The sequence below is a fragment of the Aeromicrobium sp. genome (genome assembly GCF_047607065.1).
Lineage (GTDB): Bacteria > Actinomycetota > Actinomycetes > Propionibacteriales > Nocardioidaceae > Aeromicrobium.
The window spans coordinates 1-16,558 of sequence record NZ_JASGDU010000018.1 but is presented as its reverse complement, the minus strand read 5'-3'; the positions used below and the strand labels follow the sequence as shown (position 1 = coordinate 16,558).

Genomic DNA, 16,558 nt, shown 5'->3' with positions numbered 1-16,558 from the left:
CGAGCAGGCCCCAGCCGACACGCCGACCAGGCTCAGGCTCGTGTCGTCGGCTGCTCGGGGGCGCTCACGTCATACTCGGTCGCCTCGACCGAGGCCAGCAGCGCCTCGATGACCTCGATCTTGCGCTCGGACTCCTCCGCACTCCCCCACTGCACCCGGCGGCCGTCGACCAGCTGGAAGGTGATCGAGTCCTGACTCTGGGCCTCGCCGTAGGCGATCTGGCCCAGCAGCTCCGGTGCCGACGACGCCAGGGTGTCGACCACCGAACCCAGCCCTTCCAGCGATTGACGACGGTCCCGGCCCTGCTCGGCCGGTACCCGGATCTCGGTCAGCGCCGGCGGCTCGTCGAAGGTGCGGAAGTCCGCGCCGAAGCGATCCACCCCGCGAATCTCCCCACCGTCATCGACCCAGGCAACCGCCGTGCGCTCGGTCACCGCGACGGTCACCGTGCCGGTCCACGACCGGGAGACATCGACGGACTCCACCGGTGCGAGGGAACTCACACGCTCCTCGATACCGTCGACGTCGAGGCGCACCAACGGGGTGCCCAGCGGGACGTCGGCCGCAGCCAGCACCTCCTGAGTCGAGAGCAGGTCGACGCCGGTGACCTTGACCCGGTCGGCGGCCAGCACCGACGAGAACGCCACCAGCCACACCCCGGCTCCGAGGATCGCCACGACGACCAGCACCGTGAGTACCCGGAGCGTGCGGCGCAGACGCTCTCGCCGACGGCGGGCACGGAACGACAACGGCTCCCGTGGGTCATGCCGGCTAGGCATCGGCTCGCAGCCGCTCCAGCACCCGCGGCCCGACGGCGGTGATGTCGCCGGCCCCCAAGGTCACGAGCAGGTCGCCGGCACGCACGATGCAGGCCAGCAGCGCGTCGAGGCCCTCGACCGGTCCGCCGGCCAGCGCGGCGGGGCCGTCCACGGCGTCAAGGACGAGCTGCGCGCTCACCCGCGGGTCGGGGTCTTCGCGCGCGAGGTAGATGTCGGCGACGACAACCTCATCGGCGGCCGACAGCTCGCGTCCCATCTCAGCCCCGAAGATCCGGGTACGGCTGACCAGATGCGGCTGGAAGGCCACCACCAGCCGCCGCTTACCGGCGATGGCACGGGCGGCGGCCACATCGGCAGCGATCTCGGTGGGATGGTGGGCATAGGAGTCGTAGACCTGCACGCCCGCAGCCTCGCCGAGGTACTCCATCCGGCGCTTGGCCCCACGATGCTCGCCGAGACCGCGCACGAAACCGTCGAGATCGGCACCGACATACCGACAGGCGGCCAGCGCGAGTAGTGCGTCCTGGGCGTAATGGCGGCCGGTGACCGCCAACTCCACCGGGAGGTCCGCCTCACCCGCGCACCGCACGCGGAACCGGGTGCCCGCCGCGTCGGCGCTCAGGTCCGTGCCGCGCAGGTCGGCGTCCTCGGCGAAGCCGGTGGTCACGACGCGGCGGCGGCCGACGAGGGCGCGCGCGCCCTCGTCGTCGAGTCCCACCGCCGCACCGGCCGCGCAGCCGTCGACGAACCGGACGAACGCCTCCGCGTAGGCCTGCGCCGACCCCCAGTAGTCCAGATGGTCGGCGTCGACGTTGGTGACGACGCCGAAGTCCGGCGTGTAGACCAGGAAGGCACCGTCGCTCTCGTCAGCCTCGATGACCGCGAGATCGTCGCCGCCCAGCCGGGCGTTGGTGCCGAGCGAGGCGACTTCGGCACCGATGGCGAACGTCGGGTCCAGGCCGGCCGCGCGCAGGCCCGAGACGATCATGGCCGTCGTCGTGGTCTTGCCGTGGGTACCGGCGACGGCGATGACCCGCCGGCCGATCAGGATCGACTGCAGGCCCGCCGACCGCGGCCACAGGCGTACTCCGGCGGCCTGCGCGGCGACGACCTCGGGATTGTCCTCGCGGACCGCCGTCGAGACGACGACCGTGTCCGCGTCGCCCAGGTTCTCGGCCCGGTGGCCGATGTGGACCGTGATCCCCTCGTCGCAGAGAGCACGGGTGAGCGCCGAGTCGGCCTGGTCGCTGCCGCTGACGCACACGCCCTGCTGATGCAGGAGCCGGGCGATGGCCGACAGGCCCGCGCCGCCGATCCCGACGAGGTGGACGTGACGAAGCGAGGCGGCCGGCTCGACGACCTCCGGCACGGGAACGTGCATCACTGCCCCTTCGCAGCGGCCAGGACCATCTCGGCCAGGCGCTGATCGGCATCGCGCGGCAACTCGTGGGCGGCAGCATCGCTCATCGCCGCCAGGCGCTCGGCGTCGGCCAGCAGCGGCACCACCACCTGCTCGACCCAGCGTGTCGAGAACGCCTCGTCGTCGATGAGCAGTGCTCCCCCGGCCTGGACGACGGGGTGGGCGTTGACCGCCTGCTCCCCGTTGCCGATGGGCAGGGGCACGAAGGCCGCAGGTAGCCCGGTCACCGCAACCTCGGTGACGGTATTGGCACCGGCTCGGCACACGATGAAGTCGGCTGCGGCATAGGCCAGGTCGATCCGGTCGACGAATCCCTCGACGACGTAAGGCGGGTCGTCGTCACCACGCTCGGGCTGTGCCTCCTCGACCCGTCCCGCGACGTGCAGCACCTGGATGCCGGCCTCGGCGAGCGCCTTGGCCGCACCGGAGACGGCGTGATTGATCCGCCGCGCCCCCTGCGATCCGCCGGTGACGAGCAGGGTGGGGCGATCGGCGTCCAGGCCGAAGAACTCCCGAGCCTCGCCGCGCAGTGCCGTGCGGTCCAGGCCGGAGATGAGCCGGCGGATCGGCAGGCCCACGAACTGCGCGTGCGGCAGATCGGTATCGGGAAAGCTCGTGGCGACGTATGGGGTAAAGCGCGCGCCGAGCTTGTTGGCGATGCCGGGCCGGGCGTTGCCCTCGTGGACGACGAGGGGCAGCCTCTTGCGCGCGGCCAGGTAGGCCGGGACCGAGACGTAGCCGCCGAAGCCGACCACGACGTCGGGCTGCACTCGTTCGATGACCTCGCGCGTGGCGGCGACGGAGCGGCGCAGCCGCGTCGGGACCTTCGCCAGGTCCGCGCCGGCCTTGCGCGGCAGCGGCACGGGCGGGACGAGTTCCAGCGGGTAGCCGGCCTGCGGGATGAGCGTGACCTCCAGGCCGCGCGGCGTGCCGAGGCAGGTGATCTCCGCACCGGCCTCCCGCAAGATCTCGGCGGTCGCCAGCAGCGGCGAGGTGTGTCCCGCAGTGCCGCCGCCGGCGAGCAGGATCCGTGGTGTCATAGTCGCGCTCCTCGCTCAGGCTCCTGGTCGCGCTTCTTACGGGCTTGCAGCGCCCGCGACGCGCCGGGTTCGGTCAAGGCGCAACGCGCCAACAACCCCAAGGCTGTCATGGTCACCAAGAGGCTCGATCCCCCGTAGGACATCAGCGGCAGGGTGATGCCGATGACCGGCAGCAGTCCGAGAACCATGCCGATGTTGATCGCGGCCTGCCCGGTGATCCAGATGGTCACGCCGATGGCGACGTACTGAGCGAACCGGTCAGTGGTGCGCAGGGCGATGCGCACCCCCGCGATAGCCAGCAGCACGAACAGCGCCAGGACCACCAAAGTGCCCAGCAGGCCGAGTTCCTCACCGACGACGCTGAGGATGAAGTCGGTGTGCGCGTTGGGCAGCGCCCCCCATTTCTGGCGGCTGCCGCCGAGACCGACCCCCCAGAATCCGCCGGTGGCCAGCGCCATCATCGAGTGGATCGACTGATAGCCGGTGCGGTCGGGGTCGCTCATGGGGTCCAGCAGCACCATGAGCCGGTCCATGCGGTGCGGTGCGGTCGTCACCAACAGCACGAGAGCCACGCCCAGGAGCACCGCACCGGTAGCGACGAGCCGCCGCGGCAGCCCGGCGGCCCACACCATCGCGAAGATCACGCCGAACAGGACGACCGCCGTGCCGAGGTCCTTCTGCGCCACGACCAGACAGCCGATGGCGCCCGCGACCGGCACGACCGGCATCAGCATCGCGTGGGTCGCGCGGGGTCCGTGCAGGGCCTTCTGGTGGTCCGCGTAGTGCGCCGCGATCCAGATGATGACGGCGAGCTTGGCGAACTCCGACGGCTGGAGGCGGAATCCGCCGACCAGCGGCAGCCAGTTGCGGTTGCCGCCCACCTCGACGCCGATGCCGGGGATCAAAGTGGCCACGATGAGCAGGGTGACCGCGATCAGCAGCGGACCGGCGATCCGGCGGAAGAAAGTCAGCGGCAATTTGAGCGCAGCCAGGGCACCGGCAAGGCCCAGGCCCGCGAACAGGCCCTGCTTCATCACGATGGCGTAGGAGTTACCGTTCGAGCGGTAGGCCAGCACCGAACTCGCGCTGAGCACCATGACGAGTCCGAGTCCGACGAGAATGGCCGAGACGCCGAGGACGAGCTGATAAGAGGCCAGCGGCCGGGCGAGCAGGCCGCCCACGGCCTCGGCGGGCGGTCGGCGGTCAGATGTCGCGCCCATGCGGACAGACCTCCTCATCGCAGAGCATGGGTCAAGTCTGGCCGCTGGGAACGGCCGAGAGCGGGACGTCCGGGCGCGTGTCGCCGGTGGCTGAGGTGTGAGGCCGCCTGCGGCCGAGCATCGAACGGTGCGGCTCAGGGCGCGGCGGGCAGGAGCGCGGTGCGCAGGCCGTCGCGGACGGCACGCTGGGAGACCCCGTGGGCGCGCGCCAGGGCTGCGGCGGCGAGGGCGCACTCGACGAGGTCCGGTGTCGCGGCACGGCCGTCGCGCTCCAGATCACCGGTCGTGCCTAGTTCTGCGGCATTGGAATGCCGGTCCACGACGAAGGCGCGGTCGGCGATGATGTCCTCGACCAGGCCGATCATGCTGAGTCCGGGCATCCCGAGGGTGAATCCGATGGCCCGGCAGCCCTCGATGACGTCGGCCTCGGCCACCAGCGCCTCGGTCGCGGCGTCGGCGGCGTTGTAGACGCAGGCGATCTGCGCGTTCTCGTAGACCCGGCCGATGCCGGTGTCCCGCTCGCCCGGTGCGACATCGAGCACGACCGCAGCCCGGCACGACACGCTCGCCATGCCGGCCGCCAACGCGGCGGAGGCCTCGACCACCAGCACATCGCAGGGCTGCGGGTCCATGACCGCCTCGGGCAGCGGACGGTTCCGGGAACCGGCGACATCGCAGCTCAACCCTTCGGCCCGCGCGATGGCCTGCACCAGACGAGCCGTGGTTGCCACGCCGCGACTCCCGGCGACCGCGAGCCAGGCAGGCGCGTCCGGCGCGCGCAAGCGCCACGCGAACTCGGCCTCGCCCCACACGGTGACGCCGCGTCCGGCGGCCCGCGCCGCCCACGGCACCGACCACTGCGGCTCGTCCGCCGCGACGACCACCAGGTCGGCCTGGTCGAACCGGGCGTCCTCGGGCTTCTCGCCCAGGCGCAGGTCGACCCCCAACACTTCCAACAGCCGTGCGCGCTCGGGCCACTCCGGCCCTGCGGGAGACTGCCCGAACACCGCCGTCTCAGCACCGAGATGCTGCAGCGCGTCGGCCACCGCATGACCGCCGGCACCGTAGCCGAGCACGACCGCCCGGCGGCCCGCCCATGACTCTCCGTGCTCGGGCAGCCGGGGGCCGGCGCTCACAGGCCCGTGACCCATTCCCAGTAAAACAAGCCCAGGCCGGTCGCCACGCACAGGCCGCTGATGAGCCAGAAACGCACGACGATGGTGATCTCCGCCCAGCCGAGTAACTCGAAATGATGTTGGAGCGGTGCCATCCGGAAGATGCGTTTGCCGCCGCTGATCTTGAAGTACCCGACCTGCAAGATGACCGACGCGGTGATGATGACGAACAGGCCGCCGAGGATCACCAGCAGCAACTCAGTGCGGGTCATCAAAGCGAACCCGGCCATCGCGCCGCCCAACGAGAGCGAGCCGGTGTCACCCATGAAGATCTTCGCCGGGGAGGTGTTCCACCACAGGAAGCCGAAGCACGCGCCGGTCAGGGCCGAGGCCACCACGGCCAGGTCGATGGGGTCGCGCACGTCGTAGCACTTCGGGCCGGGGACGGTCGTGCAGTTCTGATTGCTCTGCCACAGGTTGATGAGCACGAAGGCACCGAAAACCATGACCGAGGCACCCGTGGCCAGGCCGTCGAGGCCGTCGGTGAGGTTGACGCCGTTGCTCGTCGCCGCGATGAGCAGCAACACCCAGATGACCAGGAGCACCGTCGGCAGCTCCCAGCCAGCGAGGTCGCGGGTGAAGCTGACCACATGGGTGATCGGCGTGTCTCCATTCTCGTTCTCCCAGCCGATGGCCATGAGCGCGAACACCAGACCGACGAAAATCTGACCGATCATCTTCGCCTTGCTGCGCAGGCCGAGGCTGCGCTGGCGAGAGATCTTGATCCAGTCGTCCAGGAAGCCGATGCCGCCCAAGCCCGCGAACAGGAACAGCAGCAGCAGCGCCGACGCGGTGGGCGGCGATTTCATAAACAGGTGGGCCGCCCCGTAACCGAGCAGCACCGCGAAGATGACAACCAGTCCGCCCATCGTCGGCGTGCCTCGCTTGACGTGGTGGGAGGTCGGGCCGTCGTCGCGGATGAGTTGGCCGTAGCCCTTGGACACGAGCACCGTGATCGCCACCCTCGTCCCGAGCAGCGTGCTGAACAGGGCGACGGCTCCGGCGATCAAGATGGCCAACATCGGAAAGCGTGTTCCTCTCAGGCAGACGTCAAAGACAAGGGCAACGGTCGAATCGGGTCACTGCGCAGTATGCCCGGTCGGCTCCCGCAACGCGTCCACGACGCGCTCCAAGCGGCAGCCTCTGGATGCTTTCACGAGCACCACGTCGCCGGGTCGCAGGGCCGCCCGCACGCGCTCGACGGCCTCGCCGACATCGGCGACGCGGTGACCGATCCGCCCCGCGCCATCGGCCATCGGCGCGGCCTGCTCGCCGATGGCGATGAGCTCACGCAGCCCGAGTCCGGCGGCAGCGATACCGAGTTCGCGGTGCAGGCGGTCCGCGTCGTCGCCAAGTTCCAGCATCGCGCCGAGCACCGCGATCCCCCGGCCCGGCGCGGCCTCGGCCAGCCAGCCCAGTGCGGCCCGCATCGACTCGGGATTGGCGTTGTAGGCGTCATCGACCACCGTGGCACCGCCGTGGAGGTCGTAACGCGCCATGCGGTGCGGCGAGCGGGCGGTCGCGCTTGCCAGCGAGGCGACCGCATCTGCGAACGGCACTCCGGCGGACTCCGCCATCGCCACCGCAGCGGCGGCGTTGGCCCCGTGGTGCAGGCCGGGCTGCGGCAGCACCACCTGCACGGACTCCTCGCCACGGGTCAGGAGCAGTTCGGGGAATCCCCGTTCGTCGAGTGTCAGGCCGGCGAGCCGCACATCGGCATCGTCGGCCGTGCCGAAGGTCACGACACGGCCACGGGTGCGCGAGGACATGGGCAACACCCGCGGGTCGTCGGCATTGAGCACGGCCACGCCGTCACTGCCGAGCGCCTCGACGATCTCCCCCTTGGCCCGCGCGATCTGCTCGACACCCCCGAACTCGCCGACGTGGGCGGTACCGACGTTGAGCACGGAGGCGACATCCGGCGGCGCGATCTCACACAGCGCGGCAACGTGGCCGATGCCGCGAGCGCCCATCTCGATCACGAGATACCGAGTCTGCTCGGTAGCGCGCAGAACGGTCAGCGGCACGCCCAGTTCGTTGTTGAACGATCCGGTGGGTGCCACCGCCGGACCGTGGGCCTCGACGATGTGCGCGAGCAGGTCCTTGGTGCTGGTCTTACCGGCCGAACCGGTCAGCGCGAGCGTGGTCAGCCCGGCGGCGGTCAGCTGCCGGTGGACGTGACGGGCCAGGCGGCCCAGCGCCGCTTGGGCGTCGTCGACGACGACGAGCGCGATGGGCGAGTCCACCTCGCGCTCGGCCAGGGCCGCAGTCGCCCCCCGTGACGCGGCAGCGTCGATGAAGTCGTGGCCGTCGGCGTGCTCGCCCACGAGCGCGACGAACAGGCTGCCGCCCTGGGCCTGTCGCGAGTCGATCACGGCGGGGGCCGTGACCAGCACGGTATCGTCGCCGACGACTCTGCCGCCGACGACCTCGGCGATCCGTGCGGCCGTCAGCGCGATCATGCGCGCCCCCGCGCCTCGCCGAGCACGCCCCGCGCCACCTCGCGGTCGTCGAAGGGATGGACAACGCCGTCGATGTCCTGTCCGGTCTCGTGGCCCTTGCCGGCGATCACCACGGTGTCGCCCCGCCCGGCCAGGCCGATGGCGTGCGCGATGGCCTCGGCCCGGTCGCCGATCTCGACCACATCGGCGGCGTGACCGAGCGCGCCGGCGAGCACGGCCTGGCGGACGAGCGCGGGATCCTCCGAGCGCGGGTTGTCGTCGGTGACCACCACCATGTCGGCGAGGCCTGCCGCAGCCGCGCCCATGAGCGGCCGCTTGCCGATGTCGCGGTCCCCCCCGGCACCCAGGACGATGACGAGCCGGCCCGGCGTCACCGGGCGCAGCGCCCTCAGGACAGCGGTGATCGCGTCGGGCTTGTGGGCGTAGTCGACGACGACCGTGAAGTCCTGGCCGGCCTCGACCCGCTCCATGCGTCCGGGGACGCCGGGGGCGTTCGCCAGGCCCGCCGCGAGGTCGGCGAGATCACGGCCGGTCGCCTCGGCCAGCGCCACCAGCACCGCGACCGCGTTCGACACGTTGAAGGCCCCCGGCAGCGGCACCGAGACCGGCACCGTTCGCCCGTCGGGGGTGACGAGATCGGCCTGCGAGCCGAGCCGGTGCGCCCGGATGTTGACCGCGCGCCAGTCGGCGGGGTGCCCCTCGGTCGAGAAGGTGGTGACCGGCACCGGTGCCTCCGCCGCGAGCCGGCGCCCGTGCTCGTCGTCGATGTTGACGATGCCGAGGCGGGCGTGATCGGGGGTCAGTAGCCGGGCCTTCGCCGCGTAGTAGTCCTCCAGGTCGCGGTGGAAGTCCAGGTGGTCGCGGCCCAGGTTGAGGAAGATCGCGGCGTCGAAGACGAATCCGTCGACCCGGCGCTGGACCAGTGCATGACTGGAGACCTCCATCGCGCAGGTGCGGACGCCTTCTTCACGCATGACGGCGAACAGGCTCTGCAGGCGCGGGGCCTCCGGCGTGGTCAGCGCCGAGGCAACCGGCTGCCCGGCGATGCGTGTGCCGATGGTCCCGACGACCGCAGCGGGCTGTCCGGCGGCGGCCTCGGCGAGGTAGGTCGTCGTGGTCTTGCCCTGGGTCCCGGTCACGCCGACAGTGGTAAAGGCGGCGCTCGGGTCGCCGTAGAACGCACTGGCCAGTCTGCCGAGGACGCCGCGCGGCTCCGGCACGACCAAAGCCGGGAGCCGGCCGGCGGCCGTAACCGCACCCTGCTCGTCGGTCAGCAAGGCCACGGCTCCGGCAGCCACTGCGGCGTCGAGGTGGTCGGCACCGTGGCTGCGCTCGCCGGCCAGTGCGACGAACAGGTCACCGGGGCGCACGTCCGAACTGCCCAGAGCGATGCCCGCGACGGGCAGCGCCGGATCCGCCGGGACCCCGGCCGGGACGCCGAGGTGATCGGCGATCCAGCCGAGCGTGCGACCGGGACCCACGCGCGGGCGATCTCTCATCTGCTCGGCCACTCCCCGACTCTAGCGGCCCGTGGATTTGACCATGTTCACGTCATCGCCCGGAGTCACTGCCGTCGGTTCCCGAGCACGTTACTCCTCGACGAGGCATTCGACCGCGATCCCGCCAAGAAACCGATGGCGCGGGCAATGTCGTGGTTGGGCATCCCCGCTTCGTTCACGATCACCCACTCACCCGAGCAAGCACCGCGCCTTTCACGGTGAGCACTATGGCCCCGCAGCCCGCCATTGCTCCTGAGGCAGGATTCAGGGAACGGACCTTCTGGTATTGAATCGAAGTCGAAGGGGCGCGCAGGAAGCTCCTATGATCGGAGGATCAGTCCTTGAGCCGCGATCTTCTATCTCCTCCTTGCGCCATTATCTCGAAATCTCCGAGCGCAGATTGCATCATCGGGCGACTTTTCCTACTCTTCACGCATGGCTAAACGAACCATTGACAAGTATTTCTCGGATCTGAGCGCAGTCGAAATCGAATCGGGTTCCCCGACCGTGTACTTCGCCTTCGCCGGCACGAGTTACGAGATCGACCTGACCGAGGCCGAGGCCGAGGAGTTCGCCCAGGTCCTCGCCCCCTACATCGCCGCAGGCCAGCGCGTCACCGGCACGCGCGGTGCGCGCCGAGCGGCGGCCAAGAGCGGCGGTCCCTCGCCCAAGGAGATCCGCGCATGGGCCGAGGCTCAGGGACTCGACGTGCCCACCCGCGGCCGTATCCCGGCGGCCGTGCAGGACGCCTTTGCCGCCGCCCACTGACTCGAACCGGCCTCGGCGGCGCGCCTTACCAGGTCGTCGGCGTGCCCGGTGCCGCAGCACCGGTCGGCACGATGCCGAAACGTTGCAGCGCCATCGACATGATGTCGCGGAACACCGGTGCTGCGGTGCCGCCGCCGCTCGCATTCCCCTTCGGGTTGTCGATGACGACATAGGTCAGGAAGCGCGGGGCGTCGGCCGGGACAAAGCCCATAAACGAGACCGTGTGTGAGCCGGTGACGTACCGCCCGGTGTCGGGGTCGACCCGCCAGGCCGTGCCGGTCTTGCCCGCCACCCGGTAACCCGGGATCTGCGCCACGGGAGCCGACCCCTCCGGGGTCACGACCGCCTCCATCATGGTCGTGACCGCCTTCGCCGCCTCCGTGGAAACCACCTGACGGGGGGCGTCGGCGACCGTCGGCGTGACCGAGCCGCCCGGCGACTGCACCCCGCTGACCACGGTCGGATCGCACATCTGGCCCCCGTTGGCGATGGCACCGACCGCGCGCACCATCTGCAGCGCGGTCACCGAGATTCCCTGGCCGAAGGAGATCGTGGCGTGATTGGCCTTGGTCCACTCCGAGCCGTCGCTCAACAGGCCGGAGGACTCCCCCGGCAGGCCGACACCGGTCTTCTCGCCGAAACCGAAGGCGCGCAGGTAGTCGTACATGGTCTCGTCGTCCATCTGCTGCGAGGCGATGATCGTGCCCAGGTTGGAGGACTTGGCGATGACCCCGGCGGCCGTCAGGTGCAAGGTGCCGTGGTCCCAGGCGTCGCCGATGGTGAAGCCGTCGATGGACATCTGCGAGGGCACCACGATGGGTGTGGTCGGCTCGATCTTGCCCTGATCGGCCAGCGCCGCCATGGTGATGGTCTTCATCACCGACCCCGGTTCGTACACCGTCTGCATCGCCCGGTTGACCGTCAGCGCGTCGGTGAGGTCGAGTCCCGCATCGGCGTCGAAGGTCGGCACCTGCGACATCTGCAGGATCTCGCAGGTCTGCACGTCCAGCGTCACCGCCAGACCCCAGTCGGCACCGGTCGACTGGACCGTGTCGGCCAGGACGCTGTCGGCGTACCACTGCAGATCGCTGTCGATGGTCGTCAGCACATCGCTGCCGGGTTCCATCTCGACGATCTGGCTGTCGGCCAGCGGGATCTTCTCCCCCTTCGGCGAGACGGTGAAGGTCGCCGAGCCGTCACTGCCTGACAGGATCGAGTTGTACTGCTGTTCCAGCCCACCGACGCCGTCGCCGTCGTCGTTGAGATGGCCCAGCAGGTTCGCCGCGACCGAACCGTTCGGGTAGGACCGCAGGCTCTCGTGCTGCACGAACACGCCGTTCAGCCCCGCCTTGCTCAGCGCCTCGATCACCTGGTCGGCCTGCCAGGCGGGCAGGTCCTTGGCGACGTACTCGAAACGGTCATCGGGCTTGCGCAAGCGGTCGATGAGGTCGAAGTAGTCCGCGTCCGATCCGATGACCTCCGTGACGATACTGGCGATCTGGGGGGCGTTCTCGGCAGTCAAGGCCGGGTCTGCGGTGAGCGTGACGCCGTCGTAGCTCGTCGCCAGGGCCACGCCGTTGCGGTCCAGGATCTCGCCGCGCTCGGCCGGCACGATGGTCGAACGGGTGCCGGCGTCGGTGGCCTGCGCCGCGTAGGCACCGGTGTCGAAGCCCTGGATCTGCAGCAGGCGCGCCCCGAAGACCACGAAGACGGCGAATGCGGTGAGCAGGCTGAACCTGACCCGCGCGCGGACGACCCGCTGCCGCCGCCGCTGGGCGGGCGTCATGGCTGCGTTCCGGCCGGTGTCGGCACGCCGATGATCTCGCCGGTGTCGGGCTTGAGGAAGACCGGATTCTCGTTGGGCACCATGCCGAGTGAGCGAGCGGCATCGGCCAGTGAGGCCGGATTGGCCATCCGGTCTGCCTCGTAGGCCAACTGCTGCTGCTGCATCTCCAGCGCGGCGGCCTGCTGTTGCAGCCTGGCCAACTCGAAGGCCTGGTCCTGGAGAGCGGTGTTGATGACGATGAGGCCGACCAGCCCCACCGATAAAATGGCGACGATCACCACGACGAAGGGGGCACGGCGCGCCCGCGCCTGTGCCGGCGTCACGAGGCGCAGGAAGGCGCGCTCGCGCGCCTTCTCCGCCCTGGATCGGAGTTCGCGGTCCGGGAGCACCGGCTGGTAGGCCGACCGCATCGCGGATCGCACCGGGGATGCACTCATGCCGTGGCACTCCTCTTCTCGATGGCCCGCAGCCGCACCGAGGCGGCCCGCGGGTTGGTGTCGATCTCTGCCTGCGAGGCGGGTTCCGAACCGCGCGTCACCAAGCGGTAGCCCGGCTGCTGGTCGGCCGGGACCACCGGAAGGTCGCGCGGGGCCGGGCTGGTCGTCGCTGCGGCGAAGGCCCTCTTGGTGATCCGGTCTTCGAGCGAGTGGTACGACAGCACGACGACCCGGCCGCCGTCGGCCAGCGCGGCGAGGGCGGCCGGCAGCGCGCGCTCGTACACGCGCAGTTCGTCGTTGACCTCGATCCGTAACGCCTGGAAGGTGCGCTTCGCCGGGTTCCCGCCCGTGCGGCGCGCCGCCTGCGGGATGCTAGCCCGGATCAACTCGACGAGCCGACCGCTCGTGGTGAACGACTCGCGCTCACGCTCGCGAACGACGTTCTCGGCGATCCGCCGGGCGAACTTCTCCTCCCCGTAGATGCGCAGCACCCGGGCGAGGTCGGCGACGTCGTAGGTGTTGAGGATGTCCGCTGCGGTCAGCGGGCCGCCGGCATCCATCCGCATGTCGAGCGGCGCGTCCTGCGCGTAGGCGAAGCCCCGATCGGCCTGGTCCAGCTGCATCGAGGAGACCCCGAGGTCGAACAAGACGCCGTGGACGCGGGCCACCCCGGCCTCCTCCAGCACGCGGTCGAGGTCGTCATACACCGCCTCGACGGCGGTGAACCGATCTCCGTAGGGCGCTAGCCGCTGCGACGCCAGCCTCAGGGCGTGCGGATCGCGGTCGATACCGAGGACGCGGACCTGCGGTCCGAGCCGTTCCAGCATGGCCTCGCTATGCCCGCCCAGCCCGAGCGTCGCGTCGACGACGACTGCGGGGCCGTCGTCGGTGGCCGAGGCCACTGCGGGGGTCAGCAGGTCGAGCACCCGCTCCAACGCCACGGGGACGTGCAGGGGTGCCGAGGCTGCGGGGCTGGCGGCGGTCATCGGTGCTCCAAGGCCGGATGCTGAGGGAACGGGGATCGGTGGCCCGAGGCGGTCCGCAGAGCCAGAGCCCCGGCCGGATGGGTCTGGCACCGGGGAAGTGCGCCAGAACCACTCGGCCGAAGATCTCGCTCCACGGACGCGGCCCGAACGGGCGGGACGGAGGTCAGAACAGGTCGGGCATCTCCTCGTCGCTGAGGTTGGCGAAGGCCTCGTCCTGTTCGGCAGTGAACTGTGCCCAGCGCTGGGCGTTCCAGATCTCGATCCGGTCCATCGCGCCGATCACGGCGCAGTCGCGCTCCAGGTGCGCCCACTCGCGCAGCAGCACCGGGATGGCGATCCGGCCCTGCTTGTCCGGCACCTCGGTCGAGGCGCTGGCGTACAGCGAGCGCTGGAAGAAGCGCACCTGGCGGTTGGTGAAGGAGGCGGCCCGCAGCTTCTGGGTGAGTTCGGAGAAGGTCTCCGGCTTCCAGCCGTAGATGCAGTTCTCCTGCCCCTTGGCCAGCACGACGCCCTCGTGGAACATCGCCCGGAACTTCGCCGGCAAGAAGATGCGCCCCTTCTCGTCGAGCTTCGGAGTGAACGTACCGAAGAACTGCGCGGACTCCACGGTCACGGCGCACCTCCTCGGGGATCGCCCGGGCGGTCATCCCGGCTGCTCCATTTCGCTCCACAGTACTCCACTTTGCACCACATGGCCTAGCCCCGCACGGCATTACCGCCGCGACACTGGGGCGTGTCGCGGCGAGGGATGGCCACCGGCGCGCGGAGAGACCGGGCCTGCGGCCCGCCGTTCCCCTTTATTTCCAGGCGAAAAGCGCCCTACTCACGCCCCAGACGCTCCGCGTGGAGCCGGGCGGAGCCTCATCCGGGGCGACGTGGAGCGTGGTGGAGCGGGAGCGGCCAGAAAAACGCGCCGGCCGCCTCCCCCGAGGGGGAGGGCGGCCGGCGCGTGGTGGAAAAGGGAGGGATCAGAACCCGTGATCGCCGTCGCGGCGACGCTGCCAGCGCTGTTCCATCCGTTCGACGAAGGAGCCGGACGAACGGCCCCGGTCCCCGCGCGAGACCCTGCGGGGACCCTGCGGGGCGCGGGGGGCCTCGTCGGCGTCGGCACCCATGCCGCGCCGCCACGCGGTGATGAAGAGATAGCCGCTGGCGACCATCAGCACGAAGCCGGCCACCGCGAGCCAGGTCAGGGTCAGCATCGTGCCGTAGAACAGCACGCCGAGGCCCGCCAAGAAGCCCAACACCGCCAGCGCGGCCCAGCGACGGTTGCGCGCCTCGAAGGCCGATCCCCGCAGCGTCGAGGCGAAATCGGGGTCTTCAGCGGCCAGCGACTGCTCCAACTGCTGCAGAAGTCGGGCTTCTTCGTCTGACAGCGGCACGATTGCCTCCCGGAAAACAGTGGACGCCATAGGGATGGGGCGTAGGCAAAGTCTAGGTGCCCGGTGGTCAGCAGACCACCCAGGACCCGGCCCCCGAGACACAACTAAGGTGCTGGCATGACGCGCATCGTGGTCGCCGGCGGTGGTTTCGCGGGCCTATCGGCGGCCGTCCGGCTGGCGAAAGCCCGGCACGAGGTGATCCTCCTGGAGGCCTCCGGGCGGCTCGGCGGCGGCCTGCACGGCATCGAGATCGACGGGAGCCGCTGGAACCTCCACCCGCCGGCCGTCACGACACCGGGCGTCTTCCGCGACCTATTCCGCAAGTCCGGGCGCACCCTGGAGGCCAGCCTCGGCCTGGAACCGGCACCGCCGCGTCGCCATATGTTCAAGGACGGCTCGGTGCTCGACCTGCCCCACGGGCATCGCGGGGACCAGCACGACGCCATCGGCGAACTGGTCGGCTTCGACACCTGGTCGCCCTGGGTCGACTCACTGGCCGACGTCTGGGAGGTGCTGCGCCGAGGTGCCTATGACCAGATCCTCACCGGCCCAGCGGCCTTCGACCGCACCGCCCGCGCCACGCTGCACCCACGGCGAATGATGTCGTCGTTCGGCAAGCGGTCCTTCGCCGACCCCCGGCTGCGCAAACTCGTACTCGACCCGGTGCGTCACAGCGGCCTCGACCGAGGCGCGACCCCGGCCTTCCTGTCGGTGTGGCACTACGTGGAACGCACCTTCGGCCGATGGCGTTTCGACGGCGACTGGCCGGGCCTGGCCGCCGCACTCGGCAAGCGCGTCACCGAACGCAAGATCGACGTGCGGCTGAACACCCGCGCCCACGAGGTGCGTCTCGACAGCGCCGGACACGTCCAGGGCGTCGAGACCGATGCGGGATTCCTCGACGCGCAGACCGTCGTCTGGTGCAACCGCACCCCGCCCCTGGGCCGGCCGCACACCGCGGGCATCCCGGTCGTCCCCGCCTCACGAACCCTGCTGGCACTCGACGGCGATCCGCCCGAGTTGGCCTCCGAGGCCCTGCTGCACGCCAATCCCCCGGTCGTCGCCTACCGCACCGCGCCGAGGCGGTGGACGCTCGAACACCGCAGCGGCGAGGACGTGCTCGACGCCCTCGCGCGCTTCGGCCTGGACCTGCGCGACCGGGTGCTGGAGCGTCACGACCTGCGCCCGGCGCGCATGACCGAGTACGTCGACGACGGCTGGATGTGGACCGGCTGGACCTCGATGTTCCGTCGTCCTGGGGTCGCCCCGGCCGGCGGGCTGTTCCACGCCGGAGCGCACGCGCATCCGGGGCCGCGCCTGGAGCACATCGGCATGGCCACCGCCGCCATCGCCGCCGCCATCGGTACCGCCCCCCGCACCTGAGCGGGGTCCTGCGGGAACGGGTCGATCAGGTCATTGAGGTGCGAGCGCAGCACACCGGGTCCTGAGGTGGCGCGAGGAACGCGCGGCCTAGATGATTGATGCGGGGAGATAAGGCCTTCGGCGTGGCTGCGTGACCTCAGAGACCAGGGTGTCCAGACTCAGCGTTGCTTACCCGAACGCCGAACCCCTGTAGGGGGCACCTGCGATGGACGCTAACCTGG

General features: G+C 70.5%; 15 protein-coding genes. 2 read left to right on the top strand and 13 right to left on the bottom strand.

The annotated features are described in order from the left end of the window. Window positions 1–32: 32 nt before the first annotated feature. From QM597_RS02535 to QM597_RS02500, 8 genes are all read right to left on the bottom strand, one after another. A complete protein-coding gene (locus QM597_RS02535; protein WP_415003300.1) occupies window positions 33–779 on the bottom strand; it encodes a cell division protein FtsQ/DivIB in 747 nt (248 codons plus the stop codon). Beyond that, on the bottom strand, window positions 772–2,160 hold the full coding sequence (murC, locus tag QM597_RS02530) for a UDP-N-acetylmuramate--L-alanine ligase (protein ID WP_415003299.1): 1,389 nt from the start codon (window positions 2,158–2,160) through the stop codon (window positions 772–774). The genes QM597_RS02535 and murC overlap by 8 nt, the downstream gene beginning before the upstream one ends. Then, window positions 2,160–3,239 carry an undecaprenyldiphospho-muramoylpentapeptide beta-N-acetylglucosaminyltransferase gene (murG, locus tag QM597_RS02525; RefSeq protein ID WP_415003298.1) on the bottom strand — a complete coding sequence of 360 codons (1,080 nt, stop codon included), beginning with the start codon at window positions 3,237–3,239 and terminating at the stop codon, window positions 2,160–2,162. Before murG ends, murC begins: the two co-directional genes overlap by 1 nt. Continuing rightward, window positions 3,236–4,459 (bottom strand): putative lipid II flippase FtsW, encoded by a 1,224-nt coding sequence (ftsW, locus tag QM597_RS02520; protein ID WP_415003297.1) that lies wholly within the window; start codon window positions 4,457–4,459, stop codon window positions 3,236–3,238. The genes murG and ftsW overlap by 4 nt, the downstream gene beginning before the upstream one ends. Window positions 4,460–4,593: 134 nt before the next feature. Next, entirely contained in the window at window positions 4,594–5,595 is a 1,002-nt protein-coding gene (locus QM597_RS02515) for a hypothetical protein (RefSeq protein WP_415003296.1), read from the bottom strand. Then, complete coding sequence (gene mraY / locus QM597_RS02510) at window positions 5,592–6,656, bottom strand: phospho-N-acetylmuramoyl-pentapeptide-transferase (RefSeq protein ID WP_415003295.1); 1,065 nt, start codon at window positions 6,654–6,656, stop codon at window positions 5,592–5,594. Before mraY ends, QM597_RS02515 begins: the two co-directional genes overlap by 4 nt. 57 nt (window positions 6,657–6,713) lie before the next feature. Beyond that, complete coding sequence (locus tag QM597_RS02505) at window positions 6,714–8,096, bottom strand: UDP-N-acetylmuramoyl-tripeptide--D-alanyl-D-alanine ligase (RefSeq protein ID WP_415003294.1); 1,383 nt, start codon at window positions 8,094–8,096, stop codon at window positions 6,714–6,716. Further along, a complete protein-coding gene (locus tag QM597_RS02500) occupies window positions 8,093–9,595 on the bottom strand; it encodes a UDP-N-acetylmuramoyl-L-alanyl-D-glutamate--2,6-diaminopimelate ligase (protein WP_415003334.1) in 1,503 nt (500 codons plus the stop codon). The genes QM597_RS02505 and QM597_RS02500 overlap by 4 nt, the downstream gene beginning before the upstream one ends. Window positions 9,596–10,030: 435 nt before the next feature. On the opposite strand from QM597_RS02500, the gene QM597_RS02495 reads away from it, so the two are divergent. Then, window positions 10,031–10,363: a histone-like nucleoid-structuring protein Lsr2 gene (locus QM597_RS02495; RefSeq protein WP_415003293.1), complete on the top strand. Its 333-nt coding sequence runs from the start codon at window positions 10,031–10,033 to the stop codon at window positions 10,361–10,363. Window positions 10,364–10,388: 25 nt separating this feature from the next. On the opposite strand, the gene QM597_RS02490 is transcribed toward QM597_RS02495, so the two are convergent. The 5 genes from QM597_RS02490 to QM597_RS02470 form a co-directional block, all read right to left on the bottom strand. Then, a complete protein-coding gene (locus QM597_RS02490) occupies window positions 10,389–12,149 on the bottom strand; it encodes a peptidoglycan D,D-transpeptidase FtsI family protein (protein ID WP_415003292.1) in 1,761 nt (586 codons plus the stop codon). Then, window positions 12,146–12,586: a hypothetical protein gene (locus QM597_RS02485; protein WP_415003291.1), complete on the bottom strand. Its 441-nt coding sequence runs from the start codon at window positions 12,584–12,586 to the stop codon at window positions 12,146–12,148. Before QM597_RS02485 ends, QM597_RS02490 begins: the two co-directional genes overlap by 4 nt. Continuing rightward, window positions 12,583–13,572 (bottom strand): 16S rRNA (cytosine(1402)-N(4))-methyltransferase RsmH, encoded by a 990-nt coding sequence (gene rsmH, locus QM597_RS02480; RefSeq protein WP_415003290.1) that lies wholly within the window; start codon window positions 13,570–13,572, stop codon window positions 12,583–12,585. Before rsmH ends, QM597_RS02485 begins: the two co-directional genes overlap by 4 nt. 163 nt (window positions 13,573–13,735) lie before the next feature. Beyond that, on the bottom strand, window positions 13,736–14,185 hold the full coding sequence (gene mraZ, locus QM597_RS02475; RefSeq protein ID WP_415003289.1) for a division/cell wall cluster transcriptional repressor MraZ: 450 nt from the start codon (window positions 14,183–14,185) through the stop codon (window positions 13,736–13,738). Window positions 14,186–14,540: 355 nt separating this feature from the next. Continuing rightward, on the bottom strand, window positions 14,541–14,984 hold the full coding sequence (locus QM597_RS02470; RefSeq protein ID WP_415003288.1) for a DUF3040 domain-containing protein: 444 nt from the start codon (window positions 14,982–14,984) through the stop codon (window positions 14,541–14,543). 87 nt (window positions 14,985–15,071) lie between these two features. Between QM597_RS02470 and QM597_RS02465 the strand changes: the two genes are divergently transcribed. Further along, window positions 15,072–16,337 (top strand): phytoene desaturase family protein, encoded by a 1,266-nt coding sequence (locus QM597_RS02465; RefSeq protein WP_415003287.1) that lies wholly within the window; start codon window positions 15,072–15,074, stop codon window positions 16,335–16,337. Window positions 16,338–16,558 lie beyond the last annotated feature (221 nt).